General features: G+C 58.5%; 18 protein-coding genes. 9 read left to right on the top strand and 9 right to left on the bottom strand.

Features of this window, described 5'->3' with window-relative positions; all coding sequences use genetic code 11:
* Positions 1-45 precede the first annotated feature (45 nt).
* From ONV78_RS04205 to ONV78_RS04175, 7 genes are all read right to left on the bottom strand, one after another.
* The gene (locus ONV78_RS04205) at positions 46-1,062 is read right to left on the bottom strand and encodes a 5'-nucleotidase (RefSeq protein ID WP_279501357.1); all 1,017 of its coding nucleotides are present in this window, start codon (positions 1,060-1,062) and stop codon (positions 46-48) included.
* Positions 1,052-4,120 (bottom strand): hypothetical protein, encoded by a 3,069-nt coding sequence (locus ONV78_RS04200; protein WP_279501355.1) that lies wholly within the window; start codon positions 4,118-4,120, stop codon positions 1,052-1,054. The genes ONV78_RS04205 and ONV78_RS04200 overlap by 11 nt, the downstream gene beginning before the upstream one ends.
* Positions 4,121-4,398: 278 nt before the next feature.
* Positions 4,399-4,956 (bottom strand): hypothetical protein, encoded by a 558-nt coding sequence (locus tag ONV78_RS04195; RefSeq protein ID WP_279501353.1) that lies wholly within the window; start codon positions 4,954-4,956, stop codon positions 4,399-4,401.
* A 36-nt stretch (positions 4,957-4,992) separates the two neighbouring features.
* A complete protein-coding gene (locus ONV78_RS04190) occupies positions 4,993-5,340 on the bottom strand; it encodes a GFA family protein (protein WP_279501351.1) in 348 nt (115 codons plus the stop codon).
* A gap of 36 nt (positions 5,341-5,376) precedes the next feature.
* Positions 5,377-5,736: a hypothetical protein gene (locus ONV78_RS04185; RefSeq protein WP_279501349.1), complete on the bottom strand. Its 360-nt coding sequence runs from the start codon at positions 5,734-5,736 to the stop codon at positions 5,377-5,379.
* Between the two features lie 130 nt (positions 5,737-5,866).
* Entirely contained in the window at positions 5,867-8,374 is a 2,508-nt protein-coding gene (locus ONV78_RS04180) for an ExeM/NucH family extracellular endonuclease (protein ID WP_279501348.1), read from the bottom strand.
* Positions 8,375-8,791: 417 nt separating this feature from the next.
* Positions 8,792-9,712 (bottom strand): histone deacetylase, encoded by a 921-nt coding sequence (locus ONV78_RS04175; RefSeq protein WP_216739298.1) that lies wholly within the window; start codon positions 9,710-9,712, stop codon positions 8,792-8,794.
* Positions 9,713-9,820: 108 nt separating this feature from the next.
* Between ONV78_RS04175 and trxC the strand changes: the two genes are divergently transcribed.
* The 3 genes from trxC to ONV78_RS04160 all read left to right on the top strand — a co-directional run bounded on the left by trxC (position 9,821) and on the right by ONV78_RS04160 (position 12,253).
* Complete coding sequence (gene trxC, locus ONV78_RS04170) at positions 9,821-10,255, top strand: thioredoxin TrxC (protein WP_216739297.1); 435 nt, start codon at positions 9,821-9,823, stop codon at positions 10,253-10,255.
* Between the two features lie 382 nt (positions 10,256-10,637).
* Entirely contained in the window at positions 10,638-11,051 is a 414-nt protein-coding gene (locus ONV78_RS04165; RefSeq protein WP_216739296.1) for a carboxypeptidase-like regulatory domain-containing protein, read from the top strand.
* A gap of 44 nt (positions 11,052-11,095) precedes the next feature.
* Positions 11,096-12,253 carry a lipase family protein gene (locus ONV78_RS04160; protein ID WP_216739295.1) on the top strand — a complete coding sequence of 386 codons (1,158 nt, stop codon included), beginning with the start codon at positions 11,096-11,098 and terminating at the stop codon, positions 12,251-12,253.
* On the opposite strand, the gene ONV78_RS04155 is transcribed toward ONV78_RS04160, so the two are convergent.
* Positions 12,250-12,603, bottom strand: a complete 354-nt coding sequence (locus ONV78_RS04155) for a hypothetical protein (protein ID WP_279501343.1) — start codon at positions 12,601-12,603, stop codon at positions 12,250-12,252. The two genes, ONV78_RS04160 and ONV78_RS04155, sit on opposite strands and share 4 nt — an antisense overlap.
* Positions 12,604-12,820: 217 nt before the next feature.
* Between ONV78_RS04155 and ONV78_RS04150 the strand changes: the two genes are divergently transcribed.
* Positions 12,821-13,720 carry a PfkB family carbohydrate kinase gene (locus ONV78_RS04150; protein ID WP_279501341.1) on the top strand — a complete coding sequence of 300 codons (900 nt, stop codon included), beginning with the start codon at positions 12,821-12,823 and terminating at the stop codon, positions 13,718-13,720.
* Here the strand turns inward: ONV78_RS04150 and ONV78_RS04145 are convergent.
* Positions 13,711-15,738 carry a TonB-dependent receptor gene (locus ONV78_RS04145; protein ID WP_279501339.1) on the bottom strand — a complete coding sequence of 676 codons (2,028 nt, stop codon included), beginning with the start codon at positions 15,736-15,738 and terminating at the stop codon, positions 13,711-13,713. The two genes, ONV78_RS04150 and ONV78_RS04145, sit on opposite strands and share 10 nt — an antisense overlap.
* 289 nt (positions 15,739-16,027) lie before the next feature.
* Between ONV78_RS04145 and ONV78_RS04140 the strand changes: the two genes are divergently transcribed.
* The 5 genes from ONV78_RS04140 to ONV78_RS04120 all read left to right on the top strand — a co-directional run bounded on the left by ONV78_RS04140 (position 16,028) and on the right by ONV78_RS04120 (position 25,478).
* Positions 16,028-16,978: a hypothetical protein gene (locus tag ONV78_RS04140; protein ID WP_279501337.1), complete on the top strand. Its 951-nt coding sequence runs from the start codon at positions 16,028-16,030 to the stop codon at positions 16,976-16,978.
* 348 nt (positions 16,979-17,326) lie between these two features.
* On the top strand, positions 17,327-18,541 hold the full coding sequence (gene dhbC / locus ONV78_RS04135) for an isochorismate synthase DhbC (RefSeq protein WP_279501335.1): 1,215 nt from the start codon (positions 17,327-17,329) through the stop codon (positions 18,539-18,541).
* Positions 18,541-20,211 (top strand): (2,3-dihydroxybenzoyl)adenylate synthase, encoded by a 1,671-nt coding sequence (locus tag ONV78_RS04130; protein ID WP_279501334.1) that lies wholly within the window; start codon positions 18,541-18,543, stop codon positions 20,209-20,211. The genes dhbC and ONV78_RS04130 overlap by 1 nt, the downstream gene beginning before the upstream one ends.
* Positions 20,212-20,244: 33 nt before the next feature.
* Entirely contained in the window at positions 20,245-21,150 is a 906-nt protein-coding gene (locus ONV78_RS04125; RefSeq protein WP_279501333.1) for an isochorismatase, read from the top strand.
* A 5-nt stretch (positions 21,151-21,155) separates the two neighbouring features.
* Positions 21,156-25,478, top strand: coding sequence for an amino acid adenylation domain-containing protein (locus ONV78_RS04120; RefSeq protein ID WP_279501331.1), 4,323 nt, complete (start codon positions 21,156-21,158; stop codon positions 25,476-25,478).
* Position 25,479: the final 1 nt, after the last annotated feature.

Here is a 25,479-nt window from a genome sequence, read left to right as displayed (position 1 = left end):
ATTTACCTCAAGCTTTGGTTCACATGTGAACCTCTAATCTCAAACCTATGAAACCTTGATAATTGGGTTTTTATTCGCAATCCCAAAAGGGATATGAACCATTGGAATATTTTTGCCCTCTGAGTTTAAGTGGCTCCGCTGGTCGTCAAAAAATACATGAGGCCGCAGCACAGATAAAATTCTCTCTTTCTTCATCCCTCCTAAGAAGAAAGTCTGATTAGAACTAACACCCCAGTCTTCGAGGGTAGTAATTACCCTTTCATGAGAAGGAGCATTTCTAGCTGTCACTATTGATGTTTTAATAATTCTCTTATAGTTCCTATCTTTCTCCCTCTTTTTATCTTCAAGTTTTTGAATAAAAGAAAGTTTTTTGAACAAATCAGCTAAAGGTCCAGGCTTATGAGGAATATGAGAATTTGCTACTTCGTAGGCATGAAAGTCAGATAAGTCTTTTCCCTTAAACACAGCCTCAGACTCATCGTCGGCAATTACCCCATCGAAATCAAAAGCAATTCTAAGTTCATCATCGCCTTCATCATCTTCTACTTTGGTCGGTAATACTGTCCCAGCTGGGTGGCCTGATTCAATAGCTTTTATTACATCCGTTTCGTCCGCTGACAAAAATAGTGACGCATTAAATGCAGGTATATACTCATAGGGAGACTCACCTTCCATGAAGGCTGCCCTTGATATATCAAGACCATAACACTGAATTGATCTAAAAACTCTTTTTCCAGTTGCAGCAGAGTTTCTAGACAGCAATACAACCTCTACAGGTTTAGTCCGTGAAAATCTTTTATTAATACTTAGAAATCTCCTTATAAGAGGAAACGCCACTCCCTTCCCTAGAACTCTATCTATGTTTTTCTCTTGATATTTCTTATATTTTTTAGGCCCTTTTTCAACAAATACAGCATGCGACTCAGATAGGTCAAACAATGCACTTGAAGATACAGCTATTACAAATTTCTTATCTATCGGATAAGGCATTACAATCAGCTCAATATATTTCAATAAATCCAATATTATTGCTCTAACGCTTTTCTCCCCATCAAAACCCACTAACCTTCATACTCTTCAACACCAACTTCCAGTTCTCCATTTGGGTTCCCTCCAGGTTCAGTCTGCTGACCATGTAGTACAGACGCTGTGTGGCCGCGCCGTTGGGGGCGGTGGTGAAGCGTTGTTTTAGCCAGTAGGGGGGGATGGATTGGTAGTAGAGGGTGGCTTTTACGCTGAGGGCGCTGGTGTTGACGCCGGATGGCAGGGTGACTTTGTAGGTCAGTGCGTCCTGGCCTTTGAAGCCGGGGCCCTGGTCCTGGTAGTCCGGGTCGTCGCCGACGCCGTGGGGGTCGGTGGAGGCCATGAATTGCTCCATCACCTGCCCTTCGGGTTTGAATACGGTGGAGACGCGCCAGCCTTTGGGTAGCAGGCGGTTGTCTTTAGGGCTGTAGACGCGGTGGACGAAGCTGGTGGTGAATTCGTGTTGCGCGTTCTGGTTCAGCTCTTCGTAGATCTGCACCTGATTCTCACGGGTGATCAGCTGATAATGCGGCTGGTAGGCGTCCGGGCTGGGCAGGAACTCGGTTTTCAGGGGGATGCCTTTGCCGTCCACGATCACGCCAACGGAGTTGGTGCGGCCGGAGCCCCACACCACTTTGTCGCCGTCCATCACCAGAAACTCCAGGAAGGCGCGGCGGAAGGCCACGCCGCTGGGGAAGCGGTGGCCGGTTTTGTTGGTGAGGGTGACGTTGGCGGTGAGTACGCCGTTGCTGACGCCCTCCACTTTCACGTCGATATCCACCGTCTCCTTCTGCGCCTGCAGAATCATATTGTCGATAGCCAGATCCACGCCGTTGTCCGCGCCGGTCATGTAGTCGGTTTTATCCACGCCGAGAATGTCCGGGAACTGATCGAACATCTCCAGCAGGAACACGTTCAGGCCCACATGTTCATGACGGTTGTAGTCCGGACGCAGGGGAATATCGATGTCTTCCAGCGGCAGGGTGTGCTCCGCGGCCGGATAGTTGGCGTCCTGAATCGTGGCGACCTGGGTGACGAGCTGATCGATGTCGATGCTACCGTCCAGAGTTTCAAATCCGCCCGGCATGTGGCAGCCCTGACAGCTCTTGAAGTCCGAGTTGGGGTCGTTCTCGCCCTGGGCGAAAGCGCTGTTCTGCCATTCCAGGAAAGTGGCCTGCTCGATGGTATGAGAGTAATCCTTAAACGCCGGATTGGTTTCGGCGGCGTCCAGCACCGGGTAGGGATTCTGGGTCATGCCGATATTAGGCAGGTTGATGGTGTGGCAGGTGCCGCACATCTGCGAATCCTTCATGAAGCCATTGTGCACGGGCTTCACGCCCAGCACGTCTTCCATGGGGCGGGTGGAAACATCCTTGAACGGGCCGTAATACTCATCATCCGGTCCGCGTTCGAAGCGCCCGGTGGAATTGTGGAACAGGCCAAACGCCAGTTCTTTCGGCGTCAGGGGCGTCAGCCAGTCGGGATTGGTGGGATTCCAGCTCGACACCTGCTCAGCGGAAGGCTCGTTGATGTGATGACACACCACGCAGCTAATGCCTTCCCGCGCCAGCTCACCATATTTGTGATAGGCGTAGTCCGCAGGTTTCGGCTCCGCGGCGGAGAGCACCTGGGTGAGATAGAAATAATCCACCTTGAAGTTGGGATCGAGGGCCGGATCGACCGCAGCGTCGATTTCCAACTGACGCTGCCCCATGGCGCCGTGGCAGCTCAGACAAGTGTTGGTGATGGCGGTTTGCGTATCGGCGACGCTGCCTTTCAAGGGCGTGGGGGTCATCATTCCGTCCGCCGCCACATACGCCATTTCGCTTTCCAACTGCGCATGGAAAATGGGATCGCGTCCGGCCAACCCCATGGGCGACCAACGCCACTCCCCGTACTCGGAGACATTAAAGCCGTCGCCGTAATTAGGACCGGTCTGCAGAAACATGGTGACGCCATATGGCAAGCCGCCCAGGCCGCCATGACAGCCCAGGCAGTTACTGGAGGTGATGAACGCTTCCGCGCCATCGGGACCGGGCACGACATGGTCGGCCCACTGCGACGGGAAAGGTCTCACCTTTAGATAGACGCTGCGCGCCAACTCCGGAAACTGCTTCAGGAACGCGCTGTTCGGATTAGGCAGGGCTTCGTTCTTCATTGGCAGCGCGGAGAGCTCCGCCTGCCCCATATGATGGCTGAGGAAGGCCTGCAGACCGGGTACTTCAGAGTCTTCCCAGGGGCGTTGCAATTCAGGAATTTCAAACACCGACTGGGCGTAGGGATCGTCTTTCAACAAAGACAGGGGGTAACTGCTCAGATGATCGGGACTGCGCCAGGACGTATCGACGAAAAAGCGCAGGGGATATTCTTCCGGCAAGAAGCCTTCAACATTGCGCAGCGCGCTGAAGGTGAACATATTCTCCGCCGAACCGTGACAGCGCAGGCAGGGCGCGCCAAAACTGGAGTACGGCGCGTGGCTGTAGTTGTCCAACTGGCTGTCCACCGCTTCCGCAATGGTCTGCCCTTCTCCCGCGCCGCTGGGTCCCGCCCAGAACCAGCCATCCTTGGAGCCGGCTTTATCACGCACCATTACCGACCAAGCGGTGAGCAGCTTGCCGAGCATGGCTTCATAGGCGTCGGGGTCGGCCTGATATTTGGGGTCTTTGGCGAGATCCTGATAGAGCACGCCGGGCGCGGTGTACATCTCCTTGACGATTATGGCGCCGTCAGGGATATCGCCCTGGCGGCCGCCCTCCAGCCAACGCATGACTTCCGGCGAGTAGAAGATGCGCACGGCGGGATGAGTGCCGAAATATTCGTTGCGGATGAAGGGACCGGTGTCGCGCACGCCCTTGTCGTGCTTCCAGCCGAGCTTTTTGTAATCGAATTTCAGTAGCCAGGTGTAGAGGACTTTTTCATAGTCCCGCAGAGGCATGCTGGTGGGTAACGGGAGATCGGCGGGTTGACCGTCGGACTGACTGGCGGATTGCGACCTGGGCGGGGAGCTGGCTCCCGACTCCGGCGTACGACAGCTGGTGAGCAGCAACGACAGGCAAACAGAAACGCCGCCGACGAGGGTCAGAACATCCTTACGCATAGCAACCTCCTCGCTATGTGAGCGCAACGCGACGGTCAACGCCGACGTCACGGCTCCTTTGCACCCATGGCAAACACTTTTTATCCCGACAACGCGCCGTTGCGGGGCCAGTCGCGCTTCATCCGATGCATCCCCCCTCCAGGATGTCGGCGACCTGACATTACAAAAGTTTTAGACCAAGTTTGAGATTACGCAAGGCGGGAGATAACGGGGAAAAGGTGGGGAGGCCCCGCCGCGCAGAGCGATGAAAATGCGCGGCGAACGGCCTGGGGAGGCGTTTACTCGTAGTCGACAGCGGACGGATTTCTTTCGAAATAGCGTTTGTAGAAATTTATGTAGTTGTTGTTGACTTTCATGGCGGTGATTTCGTCATAGCCCAGTTCCGTCGCTTCGTCGTCCCACAGTCCTTCACCGTCGAAGCCGTTGGCGAGCACGTAGTCGTCGCTCACTTCCGCCAGTTTACCCATCAGGAACATGGGGTCCTGGGGATTTTCGTCTTCCAGAATCAGGTAATCATAGCGTTGTCCCAGGGTGGACAAGGTCGTGCGCCAGTTGCTCAGGTCGCACTGAATGTCGAACTCCACCTTCTCGTAGAGCCCCTCTTCCTTCAGCATTTGCGTCTGCAGGATGTTGATTGCGCCCATGTAGACGTCGGTGATGTCGCCCATGCGAATCACCATCAAACCGTCGAGATTGAAGTCATACACGTACTGCAACAACACCAGCTCGTCGGAGTAATCCAGTACGAACGCCTGCAGGCAGTTTTCGTCCACTTCATCCCGCTCGATGGAGACCAGGGTTCCGTTTTCTTTGGCTTCTTTGATTTCTTCCAGCATAAGTTTTCTCAATGTTAGCGAGGACAGGCGCGTGAGTTATTTCGAGCGCCCGTCGTAGTGATTCACTTTTAACGCGTCCAGATCCACCCCTTCCAGACAGCGGGCGTTAATCGCCGCCATCTTGGCGCCGGAGGGGTCGGTTCCCTCTCCGAAGGGATGAATGCCGCAGGTAGGGCAAAACCGATGCTGGATAACGTGTGTGTTGAAGGTATAGGTGCTCATGGCGTTCTCCCCGGACGTCAGCGTCAACTGCGACCGCGGCACAAACCACAACAACGACCCTTTACGGGAACAAATGGAACAATTACACGCCAAAACTTCCGTCAGTTGGCCTTCGACTTCAAACGCGATATTGCCGCAATGGCAGCTGCCCTTGTAGTTCATAGTGGCTCCTTGGGTTGTGTTGCGATCAATCTCTATTCAGTTATCCAGCCAGACGTTGCGCAACGCCCGGATGTATACGGAATGAGGCTCGTCTTCATCCACGTAAAGAAGGCCATCCTCCTGCAAAACGCCTTCCTGAACAAGTGTTGCGATGACAGCATCGGTGCGATCGGGGTAGGCGAGATAATCTTTACGCTGACCGGAGCGAAACGGCCAGTCGTCATAAGTGTCGGAAACAAACTGAATGTCGTCGCCGATGTTATTCATCAGATACCAGCACACCATGGTCGCCGAGACGGGATGGCCGACGATTTCATTTTGCGTACTGACGGGAAGATGGGCGAACGTGATGCGTTCTTTCTTGGTCTGGTTGATAAGTTCGTAACCGACGGACATAGGCGCTCTCGTAAAGATTGTTCTGGCAGGCGGAGCTTCCCCCACCCCGCTTCCGCAGAAGACGAGGAGGAGGAAAGCTGTTTCAGCGCATCGCGCCGACGCTTAGCCTAACAATCCAGGCGCATGCCGACTACAGCAAGCGCAGGAAGGCGAACACGTCCAGGAAGCTGATGCGGCCGTCTTCGTTCAGGTCGTACTGACGGTTGTCGTCATTGATCGGACGGAACAGTTGCTTCAGCAGCATCAACAGGTCGCGGCCGTCTACGTCGCCATCGCCATCAAAGTCGCCTTTCACTTCCTCTTTGACGCCATCGAGGCTGATTTCCACGATGACCGGGTCATGGTCGGAAGAGCGATACGCATCCGGGCTGTACAGGTTCAGCACCTGAGCGTCGGTTTTGAACTCCACGTTGTAGTCCAGCACCTTCGGCTCATCGCCGTTGATGTGCCACTCGGAAACGCCAACCACTTGCGGTGCGAGCGACGCGCTGGCCAAAGCGTGATCCAGATAGCCGGTTTCACCGGAGAAAACGTAGGAATAGGCTTCGTCGCCGATCAGTTCCGCAGGCATGTTGTGATAGCCCTGCGCCTGCAGCGCCGTGATGGGGTCTTCCTTGGCGTAGGCGTTAAGGTCGCCGATGATCAGCACGTCCGCGTCTTCGGCGCCGGTAGGATCGCTCGCCAGCCAGTCCGCCAGCGCCACCGCGGCTTCGCTACGCTTGGCGTTGTAGCAGCCCTGGCCGTCGCCTTGATCCTGGTTGTCGCCTTCCGCGTTGGTGCAGCCTTTGGATTTGAAGTGGTTGACCACCACGGTGAGTTTGCCGTCGTTGTCGTTCAGGCTGAACGTCTGCGCCAGAGGCTGACGGTTGAAGTCATCGAACGGATAGCTGCTCAAGGTCTTGGCGGCGCCGGCAGGCGTCACTTTGTCGGCCCTGTAGATCATACCCACTGCGATTGCGTCGCCGCCCAGGGACGATAGCCCCGGATTGACGATGGCGTAATTGCCGCCCGCCGCATTCAGACGGTTGACCAGATCCTGAATTGCGGAGTCTGCGCCATAGCCGTCGTTTTCAATCTCCATCAGACCCACAACATCCGCGTCCATGGCCATTAAGGCCGCCACGGTTTTCGCCGCCTGACGCTCCAGCTCTTCCGCTGTGGAAGCGCCGCGAGCCGTCGGGAAGCCGCCGCCCTGGCCATCGCCATTGAAGAAGTTGAGCACGTTGAAACTGGCCACTTTCAGGTTGCCAGCGCCCGTGGTCGCGGGCGCCTCAGTGCGGGGATTTTCCGCTACAAACGCTGGCGAAACGGTGGGATACATGCGGTATACGGAGAAGCTATAGCTGATGACGCCGGTGAGTTCGTTCACCTTGTCGCCCACACGCAGGGTGTTCAGCGCGCTCAGTTCCGGCGCGGGGAATGGAATCACCGCCGGATTCTGTTTGGTGCTGCCGTCGTCCAACACCAGCTGGTTCAGGGCGTTGGCCGCCGCCACCGCCGCCGCAGCTTCTCCCGGCGTCGCTAAATGCGTAGGGATATAACGACGGCCATTACCCAGCAAGACCTCGCCGTAGCGGCCCAGGTTGTAGACTTCGTTGACAGTCCAGGGCTGCGCGGAAGTCACCAGCATGCCTTCCACTTTCTCCAGCGCGTCGGCGCTGTCCAAAGGCAGGGACACCTGCGCCGGAGTCACCCGGTTGTCGCCGCCACACACTTTGATCGCCTGCACCGCGTTGACTTCCGTCAGGTCGTGGTATTCGGTCACCGTGCCCAGCACCCGCACCTTCTGGCCCACGCTCACGTCCAGCACAGAAGCGTCCGCGTACACCAGCACGCCTTCGGAGGTCTTGTCGTTACCGTCCTGATCCGCGTCTTCTTCCTGCACGAAGAAGCCCTTCTGTTCATCCGCCCCTTGCAGGTCCGCGGTCACGACCGCTTCCAGCACTACCTGCTGGCCGTTCAATGGCGAACTGGCGCCGTCGCCCTGAATCGCGCTGATCAAAGTCGCGGGATCGCCGCACTCGCCGATTTCACCTGGCTCGCCGCCCGGATCGGTGGGACCGTCGCCATAAGCGCCCAGGCCGTCAAAGGTGTCGTTGGGATAACCGTCCCATTGCAGGGTGGGATCGTAGGCGTCGTAGGGATCGCTGTCCCCGGCTTCCACGTCGGATTTGCGACGCATCGTGTTGTTAGCGGTGCTGACGTCGCCAGCGCCCCACTCACTGCCGGGGTCCACGCCGATCTGGCCGATGGAGTCCACCGCCGCGCCGCCTTTCAGCAACAGGATGGCGTCATCGCCGTTGAAAAAGCCGCCGCCGCTGGTTAGATCCGCCTGCGCCAGAATCGCCGGATCGGCGCTGCTGTGGGCGATGACGTAGACGTCTCCCGCCGCCAGGGTTCCACTGAGATTCAACGTCACGCCTGCACTGGAGGAGCCGTTAAAATACATCTGCACTTCATAGGCGCTCAGGTCAACGTCAGCGCTGGTTCCGTTATAGATTTCCAATGCTTTGTTGTTGCTGGAGCCTTCCACATACTCAGAGAAAAAGAGGTCCGCCGCTGCGTGGGCCGCGCCGGTATGGAGCATCGCCATACCCAATAACAACGCGGATACCTTGAACCTTGGCTTGGTAGTCATGTTTGTTCCCTTTTTACTTTATTTTTTATCGAGTTATCCCCACCCGTTTTCTCTAACGGGCAGGCTTAGTCTAGCTTATCGGCGGACGGTGATTATGCGATCTGATCCGGATTCCGGATATTTACCTTGAGACGCGGACGCAGATAGTTGCGACCGCCAGGCGCTCCAGCCTGGAAATCATCGAACCGTCGGGGAGGAAGTCATTTCCGGGAAAACCTGTCTAATGAAACAGGAAACCGGTGACAGGTTTACGCGAAACAGATGACAAAAATGTGACGAACTATCCGCAAAATCAGAGGATTAAGGCCAGAGGTTAAAAGTCAGAGGATAAGAGAGAAACGCAACTAGCGCTGCGGATATAGAGATATAGAAAAGAAGGATGAGGACACGAGAAGCAAAGGACGGCCTGGCCGTCCCCTATAACGCATATTCCTGATAAAGACGGTCCGCCACGCCATGCATGATGCCATGTCGGGCGGCCAGACGTTTGCGGTCCTTGTCGTAGCCGCCGCCGATCACGCAGGCCACCGGCACATCACGCTCCAGACACTGGCGGATGACATATTCATCCCGCTCCGCGATATCCGCGTCTTTGAGATGCAAATGTCCCAGCACATCGTCGTCGTGCACGTCGACGCCGGCGTCGTACAGCACAAAGTCCGGCTGGGTCAGGTCGAAAATATAAGGCAGCCAGTGCTCCATGGTCTGCATATAGGCGCGACCATCGGAGCCGCGATCCAGCTCGATATCGAAGTCGCTGTGGGCCTTGCGATAGGGGAAGTTCTGGCGGCAGTGGAACGAGCAGGTAAAGATGTCGGCGTCGTCCGTCAGAATGCGGGCGGTGCCGTCGCCCTGATGCACATCGCAGTCGATGATCAGCACCCGCGAGGCTTCGCCCCCGCGCACCAATACCCGCGCCGCCACCGCCAGATCGTTGAACACGCAAAAGCCGCTGCCGTGATCGTAATGCGCATGATGGGTGCCGCCCGCCAGGTGCGCCACCAAGCCGTATTTCAGCGCCAGTCGCGCGGTCAGCAAAGTGCCGCCCACCGCCCGGAAAGTTCGCGTGCAGACGCCTTCCGACCAGGGCAAACCAATCTGGCGCATGTGCTTGGGGGACAACTCGCCGTAACGAAAATCGCGCACGTAATCCGCGCAGTGCGCCAGGGCGATGTCTTCCTGAGTCGCCGCTTCCGGCGCAAACAGATTGGCGTCCGTCAGCACGCCCTCAGCGCGCAGAAACTCCGCCAACAAGCGAAACTTCTCCATGGGAAAACGATGACCGGCGGGAATTTCAGGACTGTATTCGGGGTGATAAACCAGCGGAACCTTTGCCATACAACCAATATCATCTCTTGCGGGCGGCGCATGCGCCCAAATCAACTTGAAACACCCTCGTCCTTCCCCCATCTAGCATAGAGTTCAAACATTCAGGGCGATAAAGAAATGAGCGATACATTACAGGTTGTCTGTCCCCATTGCGACACCACCAACCGGGTTCCCGCAGCCAAACTCACCGCCGGCGGCAAATGCGGCCGTTGCAAGCAACCACTGTTCGCTGGACATCCCGTCGCTCTAGGACAGAATAATTTCGGCAAGCACCTGCAGACCAGCGACCTGCCTCTGCTGGTGGATTTCTGGGCGCCCTGGTGCGGCCCCTGCAAAATGTTCGCGCCGATTTTCGAGCAGGCCGCCGCGCAACTGGAGCCTGCAGTACGTTGCGTGAAAGTGGATACGGAGAGCAACCCGCAACTGGCTCAACAATTCCAGATCCGCAGCATCCCCACCCTGGCGATCTTCAAAAAAGGCGTGGAAGTCGCCCGTATTTCCGGCGCACTACAGGGTCCGCAACTGGTTCAGTGGGTGCGGGAGAATTTGTAAGCCACTCCCTCGCAATTTCACACTTTCCCTTCGCTCCTGTTTTTTGACGGGAGCCTTGTCTTCCCTTTCCAAGCTTAAAAAACCGCCTGTCTAACTATTGATCTAACTGGTCAAAAAATATTTCCTTTTTCATATTTCTGAAAAATCAATCAGTTATATTTTCTCGTAAAAAAATACGGAATATTTTGACGCATTTCATAAAAAGTCAGCGCTTACTATTGCATTGTCCCGCGGGAACGCATATCCAATGTCTGCAGGCTGTTTTATCGCCGCGCACATTGAGAAACTAAACTAATAAGAAGAACTCAGAGTCGTGACTACCAAAAATATTATCTGGATGGTTGCCGTTCTATCGATATGTCTGTCTAGCAAAGGATGGTCTATGTCTATTTTCGATATCGGAAAGGTCTGTCTCGCTTCGCAAATGTCGGCTGTCGTCACCCTCAACGGCGAACCCATCGCCGGCGCCCAGGTGCAACGTACGCTGACCTGGGGCAATGACGAAAACGCCGTCGAAGAAACTTCCACCGACGCCCAGGGCCGCTTCCAATTTCCCGCATATTATTCCCGCACTGTATCCAAATACTTACCAGGCCAGCCCGTCATTCATCAGAAAATGATCATTCGCCATGACGGTCAGGAATACCTCGCCTGGACGACCAGCAAACTGAATTTCGATGAAGATTCCGAACTCGGCAAGGACGTCAAGATTCGTCTTAAATGCGACCTCGCCGACGAGGAGTCAGTCAAGGAAGGTCGCTCCTATGTAGTCAAAGGCATATGCCAATTGGAATGACCGCATAACCAAAACAAAAGTAGTCATTACAGGGGAAATCAGTCGTGGCAGTTCTAACTCCATCTGAAGCGGCGTACGCTGCAGAGCGTTCGTACCGCATCATTCATGAACGAGACGTCAGTCTTTTCGGTAATAAGCTGACGGGAAAATTCGCCCTCAACAATGAGTCGCGCTTCGAAGGCGTCGCCGGCGCGTCCATTTTCAAATATCGGTCCGGTTTCGGCCTCGCCGCCCGGGGCGTGAGCGATACCTGTAACGAGTTCCGCGACGACGCATTTATCGTCACCCGCGGCACCGACGCCACCAACTTCCGGGACATACTGACGGACGCGCACACCTCCGTGCAGCGCTCCAGCAGCGGCAACTTCGTACATACCGGATTCAACACCACCTACAAGTCTTTCGAACAGGACATCCGCAAGTTCTTTCAAGGCTACAATCCGCGGCGGGTGCATTGCGTCGGGCACAGCCTGGGCGGCGCATTGGCGTCATTGATTGCGGAGTGGCTGGTGGAAAACAACGTGGCGGAGCCGGTGCTATACACCTTCGGCAGCCCACGGGTGGGCTCATCCGGCTTCGCCTCCAACCTGACCCGCCAGGTGAACGCCGCGAATATCTATCGCGTCGCCCACAGCACCGACCCGGTGCCCTGGGTGCCGACCTGGCCGTTCTATCACGTGCCTAACCCGGGAACGGAATGCTTCATCGATTGCGGGATGAACTTCGCTTCCAAGAACCACCTGATGGACCACTATATTGATTCTGTGGAAGGTAAAACCTGGGAGTCCCTGAAAATCAGACAACCCAGCGCCAGCCTGACGGACGACGTCGAGAAGTGGCTGAAGTCGGACGGCCCCATCTCCTTTACCGTGAACTCCTTCAATATGATCAACAAAGCGTTGATCTGGGTATTGAAGAAAGTGCTGCACGGCGTGGGCATTGGCCTCAACGTCGCCCTGGCGGCGGGGCTGACCGTCATGGACCAGTTAGCAATGCTGCTGGATCAGGCGGTGCGCATGGGCAAAGAGATGGCGGGACTGGTGGAGCGTCTGATTCTGAAGATGCTCAATGCGGTGGGTTACGCGATTTCCAAAGTGGAAAGCATCACCGTGAATTTCCTGCGCTGGACCCTGAAGGTATTCACCTCCTTCATGTACAACCTGGCCCGCAGAGCGGCGGACGCCGTACGCCTGAGACTCTAGTCCGCCCGCGTCACCGATGCGTCCGTCCCTGTGGACGGGCGCGTTAACGCATACAAGCTGGCGTCTACTTTGCCGGCATTGGCGTAGATGCGCAGGTTACCGCCCATGGCGTTCACTTCCGTATTGGTAGGATTCTGGTACAACGCCGCGCGAAACTGAGGGTATTGAATATCCGGGTCGCGCAATAGCCCGTGACGAAGACAGAATTCGAATAATCCAGGAAGAGAAAACACCAGCTCATCCCCTTCCTCCCGCAACATGCCGTCAGACTCCGCAATCCAGCCGGACAGGATGGCGTCTCCATGCAGATATCGGCGAAATACCGCCAAAATGTCAGAAAATAAGGCCATTTTCTCCCCTTTTCTCTCTCATCCTTTCGATGTCCGCTAATGACGCTCAGTTCCTCCCCCGCACTCCTCCGGCGAATCCCTGGCGACGAGGGAGCAGACCTGTCGTTTTTGCGGTTATTCTGCCCAAAACACGGCGGCTATTTTGCCCAAAAGGCGAAGCCTTGTCCGCCAACGAATAATAACTCCATATTCCCTTTTACCTTCAGGCGGTAACCCTATGTCCAAATCCGTATTGGTCGTCGGCGGCGCATCTTTCAACACTCTGATTCATTTGGATAACTTCCCGCAACCCCAGCCTCAGACCCTGCTCGCCAAAGGCAGCTATCAGGCGGTCGGCGGCACTGGCGCCGGCAAAGCATTCAACCTTAAACAGTTGGGCATGGATGTGCGTCTGCACATGATTCTCGGCAAAGACGAAGCCGGCCACGCCATTCTGCGGGAATGTCGGCGCCGCGATCTGCCCTGCATCGTCGAACTGATCGATCAACCCACGGAACAGCACACCAACCTGATGGCTGCGGACGGCGGGCGCATTTCCATCTTCACGCATCCTTCCGCGGACGAGGCGCCGCTGCATTGGAGCGATCTGGACCCGGCGCTGAAGCAGTGCGATATCGCCGCCGTCAGCATTCTCAACTACACCCGGCCTGTGTTGACGCGAGCGCGGGAGCTGGGCAAACCGCTGTGGATCGATCTGCATGATTACGACGGCGTTAATCCCTATCACGATGAGTTTATTCAAGCGGCGGACGCGCTGTTTCTGTCCAGCGATAATTTTCCAGACTATCGCGCGTTCATGGCGCAACAAGTGGCCGACGGCAAGGACTTTGTCGTCTGCACCCATGGCGCACGCGGCAGCACGGCGTTGGACGCTGAGGGGAACTGGTATGAGCAGGATATTGCGGAAGGGTTTGAGCTGGTGGACAGCAACGGCGCAGGCGACGCCTTCTTCAGCGGTTTTCTTTATGGCTATTGTCAGGGCTGGGACATGCGCCGCCGTTTGCGGGCGGGAACCCTGGCGGCGGCGTTCTGCATTACGTCCACGCAGCTGGCGTCAGACCTGCTCTCAGCGGCGGCGCTGAAGCAGGACCATCTGTCCGCGCAGGATCAGAACTGAGCTTTCAGTGACAGGTAATAACGGCGACCGTCTTCATTGATTTCATAGCTCTGCTCGCGATCCACCTGTTTGTCCGCCAGGTTCAGCACACCTGCGCCGACGGAGAAGTGCTCGCTGATCGCGTACAGGGATTGCAGGTCGAAGGTGGCGTATTCCGGCAGCTTGATCAGCTCGGACCCATCCCGGGAAATGTAAGCGTACTGCTCGCCCACATAATTGCCGGTCAACCCCAGATCCCATTGATCGCTGACGGACCAGCCCAGTTTCACTGTGCCGGAGTGGCGCGGGCGATATAGCAGAGGCTTGGCGTCCTGACCGTCGCTGACATCCTTGGCGTCCAGATAGGTGTAGCTGGCGCGCACATCCAGATCCGTCGTCAGGTTATAGCGGAATGACGCCTCGACGCCTTCCGTCTTCACTTTGCTGACGTTCTGGTAGGCGAATATCGGGCGTCCGTCAGGCAGGAAGCCGACAAAGTTATCGAAGGTCGGGGCCAGGACCGGATCGCGGGTGCGGCTGGAAATGTCGATCATATCCTCGATATCGTTGCGGAAGACGGTAAGCCCGCCGCCCCATTCGGAATAGTCGAAGCGCACGCCGATTTCCTTGCTTTCGCTGGTTTCCGGCTTCAGTTCGTCGGAACCGACGATATAGCATCCCGCCGTGGCGCTGCCACAAGAAGCGGAGCCCCAGTTAGGGCTGTTCTGCAATAGCGTCGGCGCGCGGAACGCCTTGCCCCAGCCGCCTTTCACGCTGATTTCATCGCTCAGCAGATACACCAGATACGCCCGTGGGCTGTTGTGGTTGCCGAAGTTTTCATGATGATCCAGACGGTTGCCCAAAGTCAGCAACAGGTCGTCCCGCAACATGAACTCGTCTTCAATGAACAGCGCCTGTTGTCTGACATCAGTGGAGTCGGATTCGCCGAAGGAATCCGTCCCCGGTCTGCCCGTCAGCGTAGAGGGATCTTTCAGTTTTTGATAGCGCGCCTCCGCCCCCAGGGTCAGGGTTTGCGCCCAGGCGTCGATAGGCAACGTCACCCGGCCGTCGATGCTGGCGTTGTGCGCCTTGTTGGGGTTGCTCTGGCCGCCAATGTTGCCGGTGTTGTTCTCGATGCGATCGCCATACACCTTGATTTCAGTATCGCCGAAGCTCCATTTGCCTTTATGGGTCAGCGCCACGCCGAGGCGGTCGAGATCCTGTTCATCGTGCTCCCGGGAGGAGCTTTCCAGCGCCAGACTGACATTCTGCGTATCGCTGGCGGCCCAGGTCAGTTCGCCATTCAGCGCGTGGTTGTCGTTCCTGGCGAAACCATCCAGCGGTTCGCCTCCGCTTTCCGGGTCTGGGTTCACTGCGCCGTCAGCTTCGCGGCGATCCACACTGCCGTATAGCTTCACGCCCAGGCTTTTCTCCGCCAGCGGACCGCTGACATAAAAGCCCAGCTTGCGGCTGTCGCCGGCGGCGCTGTCTTCCTGCACAACCGTATCCACCGTAACCGAGCCATGCCACTGCTCGCTCACCGGTTTGGTGATGATGTTAATCACCCCGCCAATGGCATCGGAGCCATACAGCGAAGACATGGGACCGCGAATCACTTCGACTCTGTCGATGGCTTCAACGGGAATCCAGCCGGTGTCGAAGTCATTGCCGCGAAATACCGCCGAGGTGCTGTCCACGCGACGTCCATCAATCAGCATCAACACATAGGCGCGATCCAGGCCGCGCAATTGCAGAGTGCGGCGGTTGGCGTTGCCGCTCACAGTGACGCCCTCAATCTCCCCCAATGCATCCACCAGATCATGCACCGGTTTCGCCTGCAGTTCTTCACCGCTGATAACACTGACGCTGGCTGGCGCCGTAGCTTCATCCTGGCCTTTGCCGGAGGCGGTCACCACCACCGGCTGCAATAACTGGGCGCTCCCCTGCGTTTCCGCCGCGGTGGCGGAGGCGGCGGCAAGACCGCAGGTTCCGTACAACGCCAGAGAGCGAACGAGCATACGATGCGAACTGTTTTTCATGACTGCTGTTACCGATAAAAACTGAAATGGAATATTGCGAAGCAAACCGCGCCGGGGCGCGTCTTCGGAGGCGACGTCGGAATGACAGCGAAAATCAGGCGACTCCAGAAATGGAAGTGCGTCAGAGTCCGCAAGCGCTGCGGGAAGCGGAGTGACGGCGCGCTGTCCTTACGAGCGGGGCCAGACTATTGCAAATGAGAATCATTGTCAAATGACAATAAATCGTCTTACAGGTAGACTCTTTTCTCCTGTAGAACAAGCGACTAGCTCCAAAGGTATTAGACGACTCGTGAACCCGCACGCCTCCGCACTTCCCGTCCACGAACCTGCAACCCCTGCGTTGGCGGCGTTGCTGAGGCGACACCAGATCGTCGGAATCGGCGACGCCCATGGCGTGGAGGCGATCCTGCAATGGCTAATCGACAGTTTGCTGCGTCCGGATATCGCAACGTGTCTGGACACCATCGTCGTCGAGTTCGCCGCCGCCCGCAGTCAGCCTCTGTTGGACGCTTATATCTCCGGAGAACCTGGACTTGAGAACAAGATCGATGCAGTTTGCGACGATACCCTGCACTTTTGCGCCTGGTTCGCCGATGTTTACCGACGCTTTTTCCACGCGGTGCGACAGATTAATCAGCGCCTGCCCACACCCGGTGTGCGCGTACTGGCGGCGGACCCGCCTATCGACTGGCGCGCCGCCGACGCTGGGCGCCAGTGGCGAGAGGCCAACCAGCGACGGGAAGCTCACTATCAGGCTTTGATAGAGCGGGAGGTCATTGCGCGCAATCGACGCGCGCTGCTGGTCTTTGGAGCGTTTCATTTGCTGCGCAATTGCCCTGCGGACAGCCTGCAGGCATTGAACGGGCCGCCCCTGGCCAGTCGTCTGCGCGGCGTCGAACCTGCGCAGTGTTTCTATCTCTGGCCGCACTTTGGTCATCGGCCGGAGGTCGATGCGGTAAGGGAACGTGAAGGATGGTCTGCGCCAGCGCTGGTGCGCAACGACCTCAGCGAGCTTGGCGCTTTGCCGTTTGGCGCGCTCAGCAACCGGGCTCCTTCTCTCGTCAAGCGACCTGTGCAAGAGCTGTTCGACGGCTACCTGTTTCTCGGCTCGGTCCGTAAGCAGACCCACTTCCCTCGTCAGAAAGACGGTCCGGGCTGGCAGGCTGAAATGCGCCGCCGCGCCAACCTGCTGCCAACACCAGATCGCGAGCGCTTTTTAGACGCCATCGCCGCAACCTAGGACGGTCAAAAAACGTTTTTTAACCTGACTCTGTCAAACAATCCCTGCTATCAGTGTTGGCTGATCACGACTAACGATCTATTGCAAATAATAATCAATATCAAATAATATTGATTTTCTTTCGCGAAGACGGACGATCTGTCCGCACCCCTTGCGAGGCGCGCCGCTCCTGTCTGGCGGTACGTAAATCAGGCCTGAACTTGTCATTTTCCATCCCATGGGACAAGAAAATTTCTCTTCAAATGAGAATTATTTTCATTTAGATTATATTTTACATTTCTTAACGCGGGGCGGCTCACCTGTTCTGAGGAGCAGCCTGTCTGATAACCAGTCACCTAAGGAGCAGGCATGAATGACTTGACGTTGCATCTGGAACCACAGGCGGATGATCAAGCGTTTCTCCAATTGCTGAAAAAACATCTGACGGAAACTCCTTTTTTCTTCTCCTCACCCCGGCAAACCCTGATGACCGCCGGCGTCTTCGCCCGTCTGGGCGCGGGAGACCTGAATGAAGCCATCCCCGCCGCCCTGCGCGAGGCCAGGGAACAGGGAATCGAAGATCCTATGGTGGTCGGCGCTGCTCCTTTCCTGCCTGGGGAAGCGCCGATGCTGACAGTGCCGACCCGATCCTGGCGTCGTCGCGACGTGGTTTCCGGACGCACCGGCGTCATCACCGATTTCGGGACTTATGAGGCGAAAGAAGTACCTTCCGGCGCGGGCTACAAACAAAGCGTGAACAGCGCTTTGGAGCATATCCGCCGCGGCGACATCAGCAAAGTGGTGCTGGCGCGCTCTCTGGAGCTGCGCGCTGAGCGCCCGATCGACATCGTGCAGTTGCTTACCAATCTGCGCCGCGCCAATCCGAAAGGATATAACTTCGCCGCCAATCTGGCGGATGCGGCCCATCCCCGTCGTTTTCTGGTGGGCGCCAGCCCGGAACTGCTGGTGTCGCGCAGCGGCATACGCGTGTTCGCCAATCCGCTGGCGGGTTCTGTGGCGCGCAGCCCGGATCGTAAGGAAGACGCCCGTCGCGCCGGGGCGCTGCTGCAATCGGAAAAAGACCTGCATGAACACGCCGTGGTGATCGACGCGGTAGCCAAAGCGCTGGCGCCGTTCTGTCGCAACCTGGATGTGCCCAGCACGCCTTCGTTGACGCAAACGCCGACCCTGTGGCACCTGTCCACGGAAATCACCGGCGAGCTGATCGATCCGGCCATTACTTCCTATGCTTTGGCGCAGGCGCTGCATCCTACGCCCGCCGTGTGCGGCTATCCCACAGAGCGCGCTCGGGAATTGATTGGTGAACTGGAGCCCTTTAATCGGGGCTTTTTCACAGGCATGGTCGGCTGGAGCGACGCCTCCGGCGACGGTGAGTGGGCCGTCACCATCCGCTGTGCGGAAGTGGAAGACCGTCTGCTGCGTCTTTACGCAGGCGCAGGCGTAGTCGAAGGCTCCGACCCTCAGAAAGAGCTGGACGAAACCTCCACCAAATTAAAAACCATGCTGAACGCCATCGGCCTCGACAGCCACGCATCCACACCTGTCCGCGTGGAGATCGCCTGATGTCCGCGAGCATGGAGCAGCCGCAAATCGAACTGACGCCCTGGCCTGCTGCAGAGGCTGAGCTGTATCGCGCCGCCGGCTACTGGACCGGCGACGATCTGGGAAGCATTCTGAGCCGCGGCGCTCAGGCGTTCGGCGACCGCACCGCGGTGATCGCCGGCGAGCGTTCCTGGACTTATGGCGATCTTAACGCCAGGGCGGATCAGTTGGCATCAGGATTAAATACCCTCGGAATTACTCCGGGTTCCAAGGTCGTGGTGCAACTGCCTAACATCGGCGAATTCATTGAAGTGATTTTTGCGCTGTTTCGCCTGGGGGCGGCGCCGATCATGGCCCTGCCCACCCACCGCTACGCCGAGATCAGCTACTTTTGCGAATTCGCCGACGCTGTGGCCTACATCGCCCCAGCCAAAAGCGGCGGATTCGACTATCGCGATATCGGCGGGAAACTGAAAGACGAGCGTCTCGTGCAGCATGTCATCATCGCCGGCGATGCGGGCGACTTCGTCCCTCTCGACGGTTTATATCAAGCGCCCGGCGCGTTACCGGAGATTGATCCGTCCGCCATCGCGCTGATGCAGTTGTCCGGCGGCACCACCGGCATGTCCAAGCTGATCCCGCGCACCCACGACGACTATCTGTACAGCGTGCGCGCCAGCGCCGAGATCTGCGAATTGTCGCCGCAGACCGTGTATCTCTCTGTGCTGCCCGCCGCGCATAACTTCCCGCTCAGTTCTCCCGGCGTCCTGGGCGTCCTGTATGCGGGAGGAACCGTGGTGCTGTCCGAGTCCGGCGCGCCGGATATCGCGTTTCCATTGATCGCCCGTCACCGGGTCACCATGACCGCCATGGTGCCGCCACTGGCTCTGGCCTGGATGACCGCCTGCGACAATCTGAAGAACGCCGGCTCGCCGCCAGATCTGTCCAGCCTGCAGGTATTGCAGGTGGGCGGCGCCAAGTTTACCGAAGAAGCCGCACGCCGCGTCACGCCGGTCCTAGGCTGCAAGCTGCAGCAGGTATTCGGCATGGCGGAAGGGTTGGTGAACTACACCCGCCTGGATGACGACATCGACACCGTCGTCACCACCCAGGGTCGACCCATTTCGCCAGCGGATGAAGTGCGCATCGTGGACGAGGACGACCAGCCGGTAGCGCCCGGCGCTACCGGGCTATTGCTGACCCGCGGCCCCTACACCATTCGCGGCTATTTCAAGGCCGCGGAGCACAACGCCAAATCCTTCACCGCTGACGGCTTCTATCGCACCGGCGATGTGGTGCGCCTGACTGACGCCGGTTATCTGGTGGTGGAAGGTCGCGCCAAAGACCAGATCAACCGGGGCGGTGAGAAAGTCGCCGCGGACGAGCTGGAGAACCATTTGCTGGCGCACCCGCTGGTGCATGACGCCGCCGTGGTGGCGATGCCGGACCCCTACCTTGGCGAGCGCACCTGCGCCTACGTCATTCCGCAGACTCATGCCGCCGCGCCGGGGCAACGCCCGCGCCCGCAGGATCTGCTCAAATTTCTGCGCGAGCGCGATCTCGCCGTGTTCAAGATCCCGGACCGCATCGAGTTCGTCGACGCCTTCCCCAAAACCCGTCTGGGCAAAGTGGACAAGAAGGCGTTGCGGCAGATGATCGCGGATAAGATCGCGCCACCCACCATGGCTTAAACCAGAACAAGATTTAGGTTGATAAGGACCCCTATGGCTATTCCAAAAATCGCTGACTATTCCCTGGCGAACGCATCCGCCCTGCCAAGCAACAAGACCGACTGGACCATTGATCCGTCGCGGGCGGTGCTGCTGGTGCACGACATGCAGCGTTATTTCGTTAACTTCTACAATCTGGACGGAGAGCCCATGGGCCCTCTGCTCGCCAATATCCAGACGCTGAAGGCGGCCTGCAAAAAAGCCGGCGTGCCCGTGGTGTACACCGCCCAGCCTGGCGACCAGACGCCGGAAGACCGCGCGCTGCTGACGGATTTCTGGGGAACCGGTCTGGCGGCCGATCCCAACCTGACCGATATCGTGGCGGAGCTGGCGCCGGAAGGCGACGACATCGAATACGTGAAATGGCGCTACAGCGCGTTCAAACGCACGCCCCTGCTGGATTACATGCGTGAAAACGGCAAAGACCAGCTGATCATCTGCGGCGTGTACGCTCACATCGGCGTGCTGGCGACCTCACTGGAAGCCTTCATGCTCGACATCAAGCCTTTCGTGGTGGCGGACGCCGTCGCCGACTTCTCCGAGCAGGAGCAGAAAATGGCGTTGAACTACGTGGCGCAGCGCTGTGGCCACGTCGACGCGCTGGAAGTGGTGCTGGCGGCGCTGAACGGCGCAACCACCAACGCCGCACCCTCGACCGCCGAGCCGTTGAGCCTGGAAGCCCTGCGTCGCGATGTCGCCGCCATCTTGATGATGAGCCCGGAAGACGTGGACCCGGAAGAGAACCTGATGTACATGGGCCTGGACTCCATCCGCGTCATGTCTCTGCTGGAAAACTGGCGCGCCCGCGGCGCTGACATCACCTTCGTGGATCTGGCGGAGTCGCTGACCATCAATGAATGGTGGCGCACCATCGAGCCGCGCCTGACGACGGAGGCCTGAGATTGATGACCACTCCGGCCGAGACGTCGACCAAAGGATTGTCCGCCGCGCAGAACGGGATATGGCTGGGTCAGCAGATCAACCCCACCAGCCCCATGTACAACGCGGCTGAATATGTGGAATTACGCGGACCGCTGCGCATCAAGCTGTTTGAGCGCGCGTTGCGCCAGACGCTGATCGAAGCGCCCGCGCTGCACGCCACCTTCCATTCCGGCGCCAGGGAAACGGCGCAACGTCTGCACGCGCCGGAGTTCGTCCTGGTGCAGAAAGATTACAGCCATTTCGAAGCCCCGCTGGAGCAGGCGCGCCTGTGGATGCTGAGCGATCTGGCCGCCACCGTGGACCTGTCGCAAGGGCCGCTGTTCACCCAGGCTCTGATCAAACTCGGCGACGACCACTACTGCTGGCATCAACGCATCCATCACATCGCCTGCGACGGTTTCGCCTTCGCCCTGTTGTCGCAAAGGGTGGCGGAAATCTACAACGCCCTGGCGGCCAACCCGGAAACAGACCCCGCCACGGTGGGACGCGCCTTTGGCGACTACGATAAAGTGCTGGAGGAAGACCTGCGCTATCGCCAATCGCCGGCGTTCGCCAAGGACCGGGATTTCTGGGCGGGCTATCTGGAAGACCAGACGCCCCCCGTCAGCCTCAGCCGCTCCAATGCGCCCATCGCCGACATGGCGACGCGGGTGGAGCGCAGCCTGCCGGCGGAGCTGATCAAGCGGCTGCAAACCGCGGCCAGCGCAATCGGAGCCACTTGGTCGGATGCGCTCACCGCCGCCACCGCCTATCTGATCCATCGCCGCACCGGCGCCCGCGAAGTCACGCTGGGCGCGCCGGTCATGGGACGCATGGGCTCCGCATCCCTGCGCGTGCCCGCCATGGTGATGAATATTATTCCGCTGCGTCTGCAGATCGCTGGCGTGGAGTCCTTTAAAGATCTGGTGCAACTCGCCGCGCAGCAAACCCGCATGACGCGCCTGCATCAGCGCTACCGCTACGAACAACTGCGTCGCGACCTCAATCGCGTGGGCGGCGATCAACGCCTGTTCGGCCCGGTAGTGAACATCATGCCGTTCGACCGTCATGTGGAGTTTCAGGGCTGCGTTTCCCGCACGCATAATCTCTGCGCCGGTCCGGTGGAAGACCTGTCCTTCGCCTTCATTCTGAACAAGAACGGCGGCTTGCGTTTCGATCTGGACGCCAACCCGAACCGTTACAGTCAAACTGATCTGCAGGACATTCAGCAGCAAATGCTGACATTGCTGGAGCAGGCCGCGGCCGATATGGAGCAGCCCATTCAGGTTGATCGCGCCGCCCTATCCTGGCTGCAAGGCCCCACCACCAGCCAGGCGCCGCAGCCTGTTCTCAACGCCCTACGCCAATGCATTCTGACGACGCCGCAAGCTATCGCCCTGCAGGCGAACGGACGCTGCCTCAGCTATGAAGAGCTGGGCCAGCGCGTCGCCGGACTCGCTGAACGCCTGCGACAATCTGGGGTGAATCCGGGAGATATCGTCGCCCTGGCGCTGCCTCGCAGCGAAGGCGCTATCGTAACGGCGCTGGCGACCTGGGCCGCCGAAGCCGCATTCGTTTTTCTGGACCCGGCCGCGCCCATCGCCCGCAATCGTTTGATCATTGAAGACGCCCGCCCCGCGTTGGTGGTGACGGAGGACGCGGACTCCGAGCTAAACATCGACGCCAACTCGCCGGTAGTGAGCCTGGCGGCGTTATCCCAAGACGCGGTCAGCAACGCAGCGCTATGGTCTGAGTCGACAACACAAGCGGGGCCCGCTTACCTGATCTACACCTCCGGCTCCACCGGCGCGCCGAAAGGCGTGGTTATCGGACATCAGGCTCTGGCGGAGTTCGTCGCCGGCGCCATCGACGCTTACGCCGTCACAGCCTCGGATCGGGTGCTGCAGTTTGCGCCGCTGCACTTTGACGCCTGCATCGAAGAGATTTTCGTCACCTTGGCGCAGGGAGCGCGCCTTATTCTGCGCAATGACGCTATGTTGGAATCCGCTCCGCGCTTTCTGGAGCAATGCCGTCAATGGGGCGTGACCCTGTTGGATCTGCCCACCGCATACTGGCATGAGCTGGCGTTCGGCTGCGCCACCGCATCGCTGGAACTCCCATCCAGTCTGGGCGCCGTCATTATTGGCGGTGAAGCGGTATTACCGGAGCGGGTGGCGCAATGGCGCGGCTGTTTCGGCGATCGCATCGCCCTGTACAACACTTACGGTCCCAGTGAAGCCACGGTAGTCGCCACCAGCGCGGACCTCAGCGCTGACGCCGGCGTCATCACCATCGGCCAGCCTCTGGGCGGACGCGCCGTCGCTGTAGTCAATCCACAGATGGAGCTACTGCCGCGGGGCGAAGAAGGCGAACTGCTGTTGCTCGGCGGCGGATTGGCCGACGGCTACCTCAACCTGCCGGAAAAAACCGCGGAAAGCTTTATCCAGATGCATTTCCCCTGGGCCAAACAGCCGCAGCTCGCTTATCGCAGCGGCGATCGCGCGCGCATCAATACACAGGGCAATGTCGAGTTTCTGGGACGTTTGGATGATCAAATCAAGATCAGCGGCCATCGCATCGACCCTCTGGAAATCGAGTCTGCGCTCAGCGCCCTGCCCGGCGTGCAGGAAGCCGCCGTCACCCTGAGCCAGCAAGGCAATGGCGTGAAGTGTCTGGTGGCGCATCTGGCGGGACAGTCCTACGCCATCGCCGAATTGCGTGAAGCGCTTAAATCCAGGCTGCCGGCGGCGATGACGCCATCCGCGCTGGTCATACATGAGCGCCTGCCCAAAAACGCCGCCGGCAAGGTGGACCGCAAACAGCTCAACGCTATCGAAACAGCCTCCGCAAGCGACTTGCCTCAAGCTGAAGTCAGCGCGGAACAGCAACTCATCATTGAGGTCTGGCGCGACGTACTGGGCCAAAGCGCCATCAAGCCGGAAGACGACTTCTTTCTGCTGGGCGGTCAGTCCCTGCAATCCATTCAGGTGGCCAACAGACTGAGCGCGCGCATTGGGCGGGAAGTACCGGTCACTTTGATTTTTCAAAGCCCGACTGTCGCCGCGCTGGCTCAGGCGTTGTTTGCGACGGATGACGAGCAACCACAATCACGGGACCTGCGGGAACAGATTCTGGCGGACTGCGACGCTTTCGCCCAATCCCTGCCGCCGGCGCCGGCTGTTGCATTCGACCTGAACGCAGCGCCCAGACAGATATTGCTCACCGGGGCCACAGGGTTCGTCGGCGCGCAACTGCTGCATCAACTGCTCTATCAAACTGACGCCGATATCCTGTGCGCCGTGCGCGGCGCCACCGACGCCGAAGCCTTCTATCGTCTGGAGCAGGCGATGTCGGAACAGGGCCTGCCCTGCAGCGCGTTTCGGCGGGTGCGGGTACTGCTGGCGGATATGGAAAAGCCGCGCCTGGGACTGTCCGTGGCGGACTTCGAACAGCTCGCCCAGCACATAGACGCGGTCATCCATAACGCCGCCGTCACCAGCGTCATGCGTGATTACCAATCCCTGCGCGCCGCCAATGCATTGAGCACCGGCGAATTATTGAAGCTGGCCGCCGTGCGGGGCGTTCCCCTGCATCTGGTGTCCACCATCGCCGTGGCGCCGCCGGCGTCCGCCGCCCCCAGTCTGCGCGAGGACTTCACGCCCATTCATGACGGGCTGGGCGATGGCTATCAACAGAGCAAATGGGCCTCCGAACGCATGGCGGAAATCGCCCGCGACAAAGGCTATCCCGTCAATCTGTATCGACTCGCCCGGGTCACCGGCGCGTCCGATTTTGGCTATATCAACGCCAAAGACTTGGTGTGGAGCATCATTCAGGCGGGGATGCGCAGCGACGCATTGCCGGATCTGCCCATCAGCGAGCCCTGGACGCCAGTGGACGCGGTGGCGCAATTCATCGTCGCCGACGCCATGTCCCGCCCGGGCGGCGGCGTGTACAACGTCACCCCGCCCCAGGACGTCAGTCTGACGCGCATTTTCGGCTGGCTGCGGGAATACGGTTTCGACTTCGACACCCTGCCGCTGCCCCAGTGGAGCCAGCGCGTCAAAGAAAGAGGCGCGGAAGAGGATCAGGCGATCCTGGGCTTTTTTGAACAACGCAGTCATGACGCCGGCGCGCCCAGCTTCGAGCCCGGCGGCATCGACAACGGCAAATTTCGACAACGTATGGAGGAGCTGGGCCTGACGATGCCTGTCATCGATCAGCCCCTGTTCCACCGCTATCTGCAGTACGCCATTGAATCGGGCCTGTTGCGCACCGCAAACCGGACCGCTGTGAATAAACCCTAAT

It is taken from the genome of Hahella sp. CR1, from assembly GCF_029813005.1.
In the GTDB taxonomy this organism is placed as follows: domain Bacteria; phylum Pseudomonadota; class Gammaproteobacteria; order Pseudomonadales; family Oleiphilaceae; genus Hahella.
Note: the sequence above shows the minus strand (reverse complement) of the source record. Positions and strands in the feature narration are given on the sequence as shown.

Excerpts from the sequence above, each read along its gene's own strand:
- ONV78_RS04190 (WP_279501351.1), bottom strand. The coding sequence starts at position 5,340 with ATGAACTACAAGGGCAGCTGCCATTGCGGCAATATCGCGTTTGAAGTC.
- ONV78_RS04150 (WP_279501341.1), top strand. The coding sequence starts at position 12,821 with ATGTCCAAATCCGTATTGGTCGTCGGCGGCGCATCTTTCAACACTCTG.
- ONV78_RS04145 (WP_279501339.1), bottom strand. The coding sequence starts at position 15,738 with ATGAAAAACAGTTCGCATCGTATGCTCGTTCGCTCTCTGGCGTTGTAC.
- ONV78_RS04180 (WP_279501348.1), bottom strand. The coding sequence starts at position 8,374 with ATGACTACCAAGCCAAGGTTCAAGGTATCCGCGTTGTTATTGGGTATG.
- ONV78_RS04165 (WP_216739296.1), top strand. The coding sequence starts at position 10,638 with ATGTCTATTTTCGATATCGGAAAGGTCTGTCTCGCTTCGCAAATGTCG.
- ONV78_RS04195 (WP_279501353.1), bottom strand. The coding sequence starts at position 4,956 with ATGCTGGAAGAAATCAAAGAAGCCAAAGAAAACGGAACCCTGGTCTCC.
- ONV78_RS04200 (WP_279501355.1), bottom strand. The coding sequence starts at position 4,120 with ATGCGTAAGGATGTTCTGACCCTCGTCGGCGGCGTTTCTGTTTGCCTG.
- ONV78_RS04155 (WP_279501343.1), bottom strand. The coding sequence starts at position 12,603 with ATGGCCTTATTTTCTGACATTTTGGCGGTATTTCGCCGATATCTGCAT.
- ONV78_RS04120 (WP_279501331.1), top strand. The coding sequence starts at position 21,156 with ATGACCACTCCGGCCGAGACGTCGACCAAAGGATTGTCCGCCGCGCAG.
- ONV78_RS04130 (WP_279501334.1), top strand. The coding sequence starts at position 18,541 with ATGTCCGCGAGCATGGAGCAGCCGCAAATCGAACTGACGCCCTGGCCT.
- ONV78_RS04125 (WP_279501333.1), top strand. The coding sequence starts at position 20,245 with ATGGCTATTCCAAAAATCGCTGACTATTCCCTGGCGAACGCATCCGCC.
- ONV78_RS04185 (WP_279501349.1), bottom strand. The coding sequence starts at position 5,736 with ATGTCCGTCGGTTACGAACTTATCAACCAGACCAAGAAAGAACGCATC.
- ONV78_RS04175 (WP_216739298.1), bottom strand. The coding sequence starts at position 9,712 with ATGGCAAAGGTTCCGCTGGTTTATCACCCCGAATACAGTCCTGAAATT.
- dhbC (WP_279501335.1), top strand. The coding sequence starts at position 17,327 with ATGAATGACTTGACGTTGCATCTGGAACCACAGGCGGATGATCAAGCG.
- trxC (WP_216739297.1), top strand. The coding sequence starts at position 9,821 with ATGAGCGATACATTACAGGTTGTCTGTCCCCATTGCGACACCACCAAC.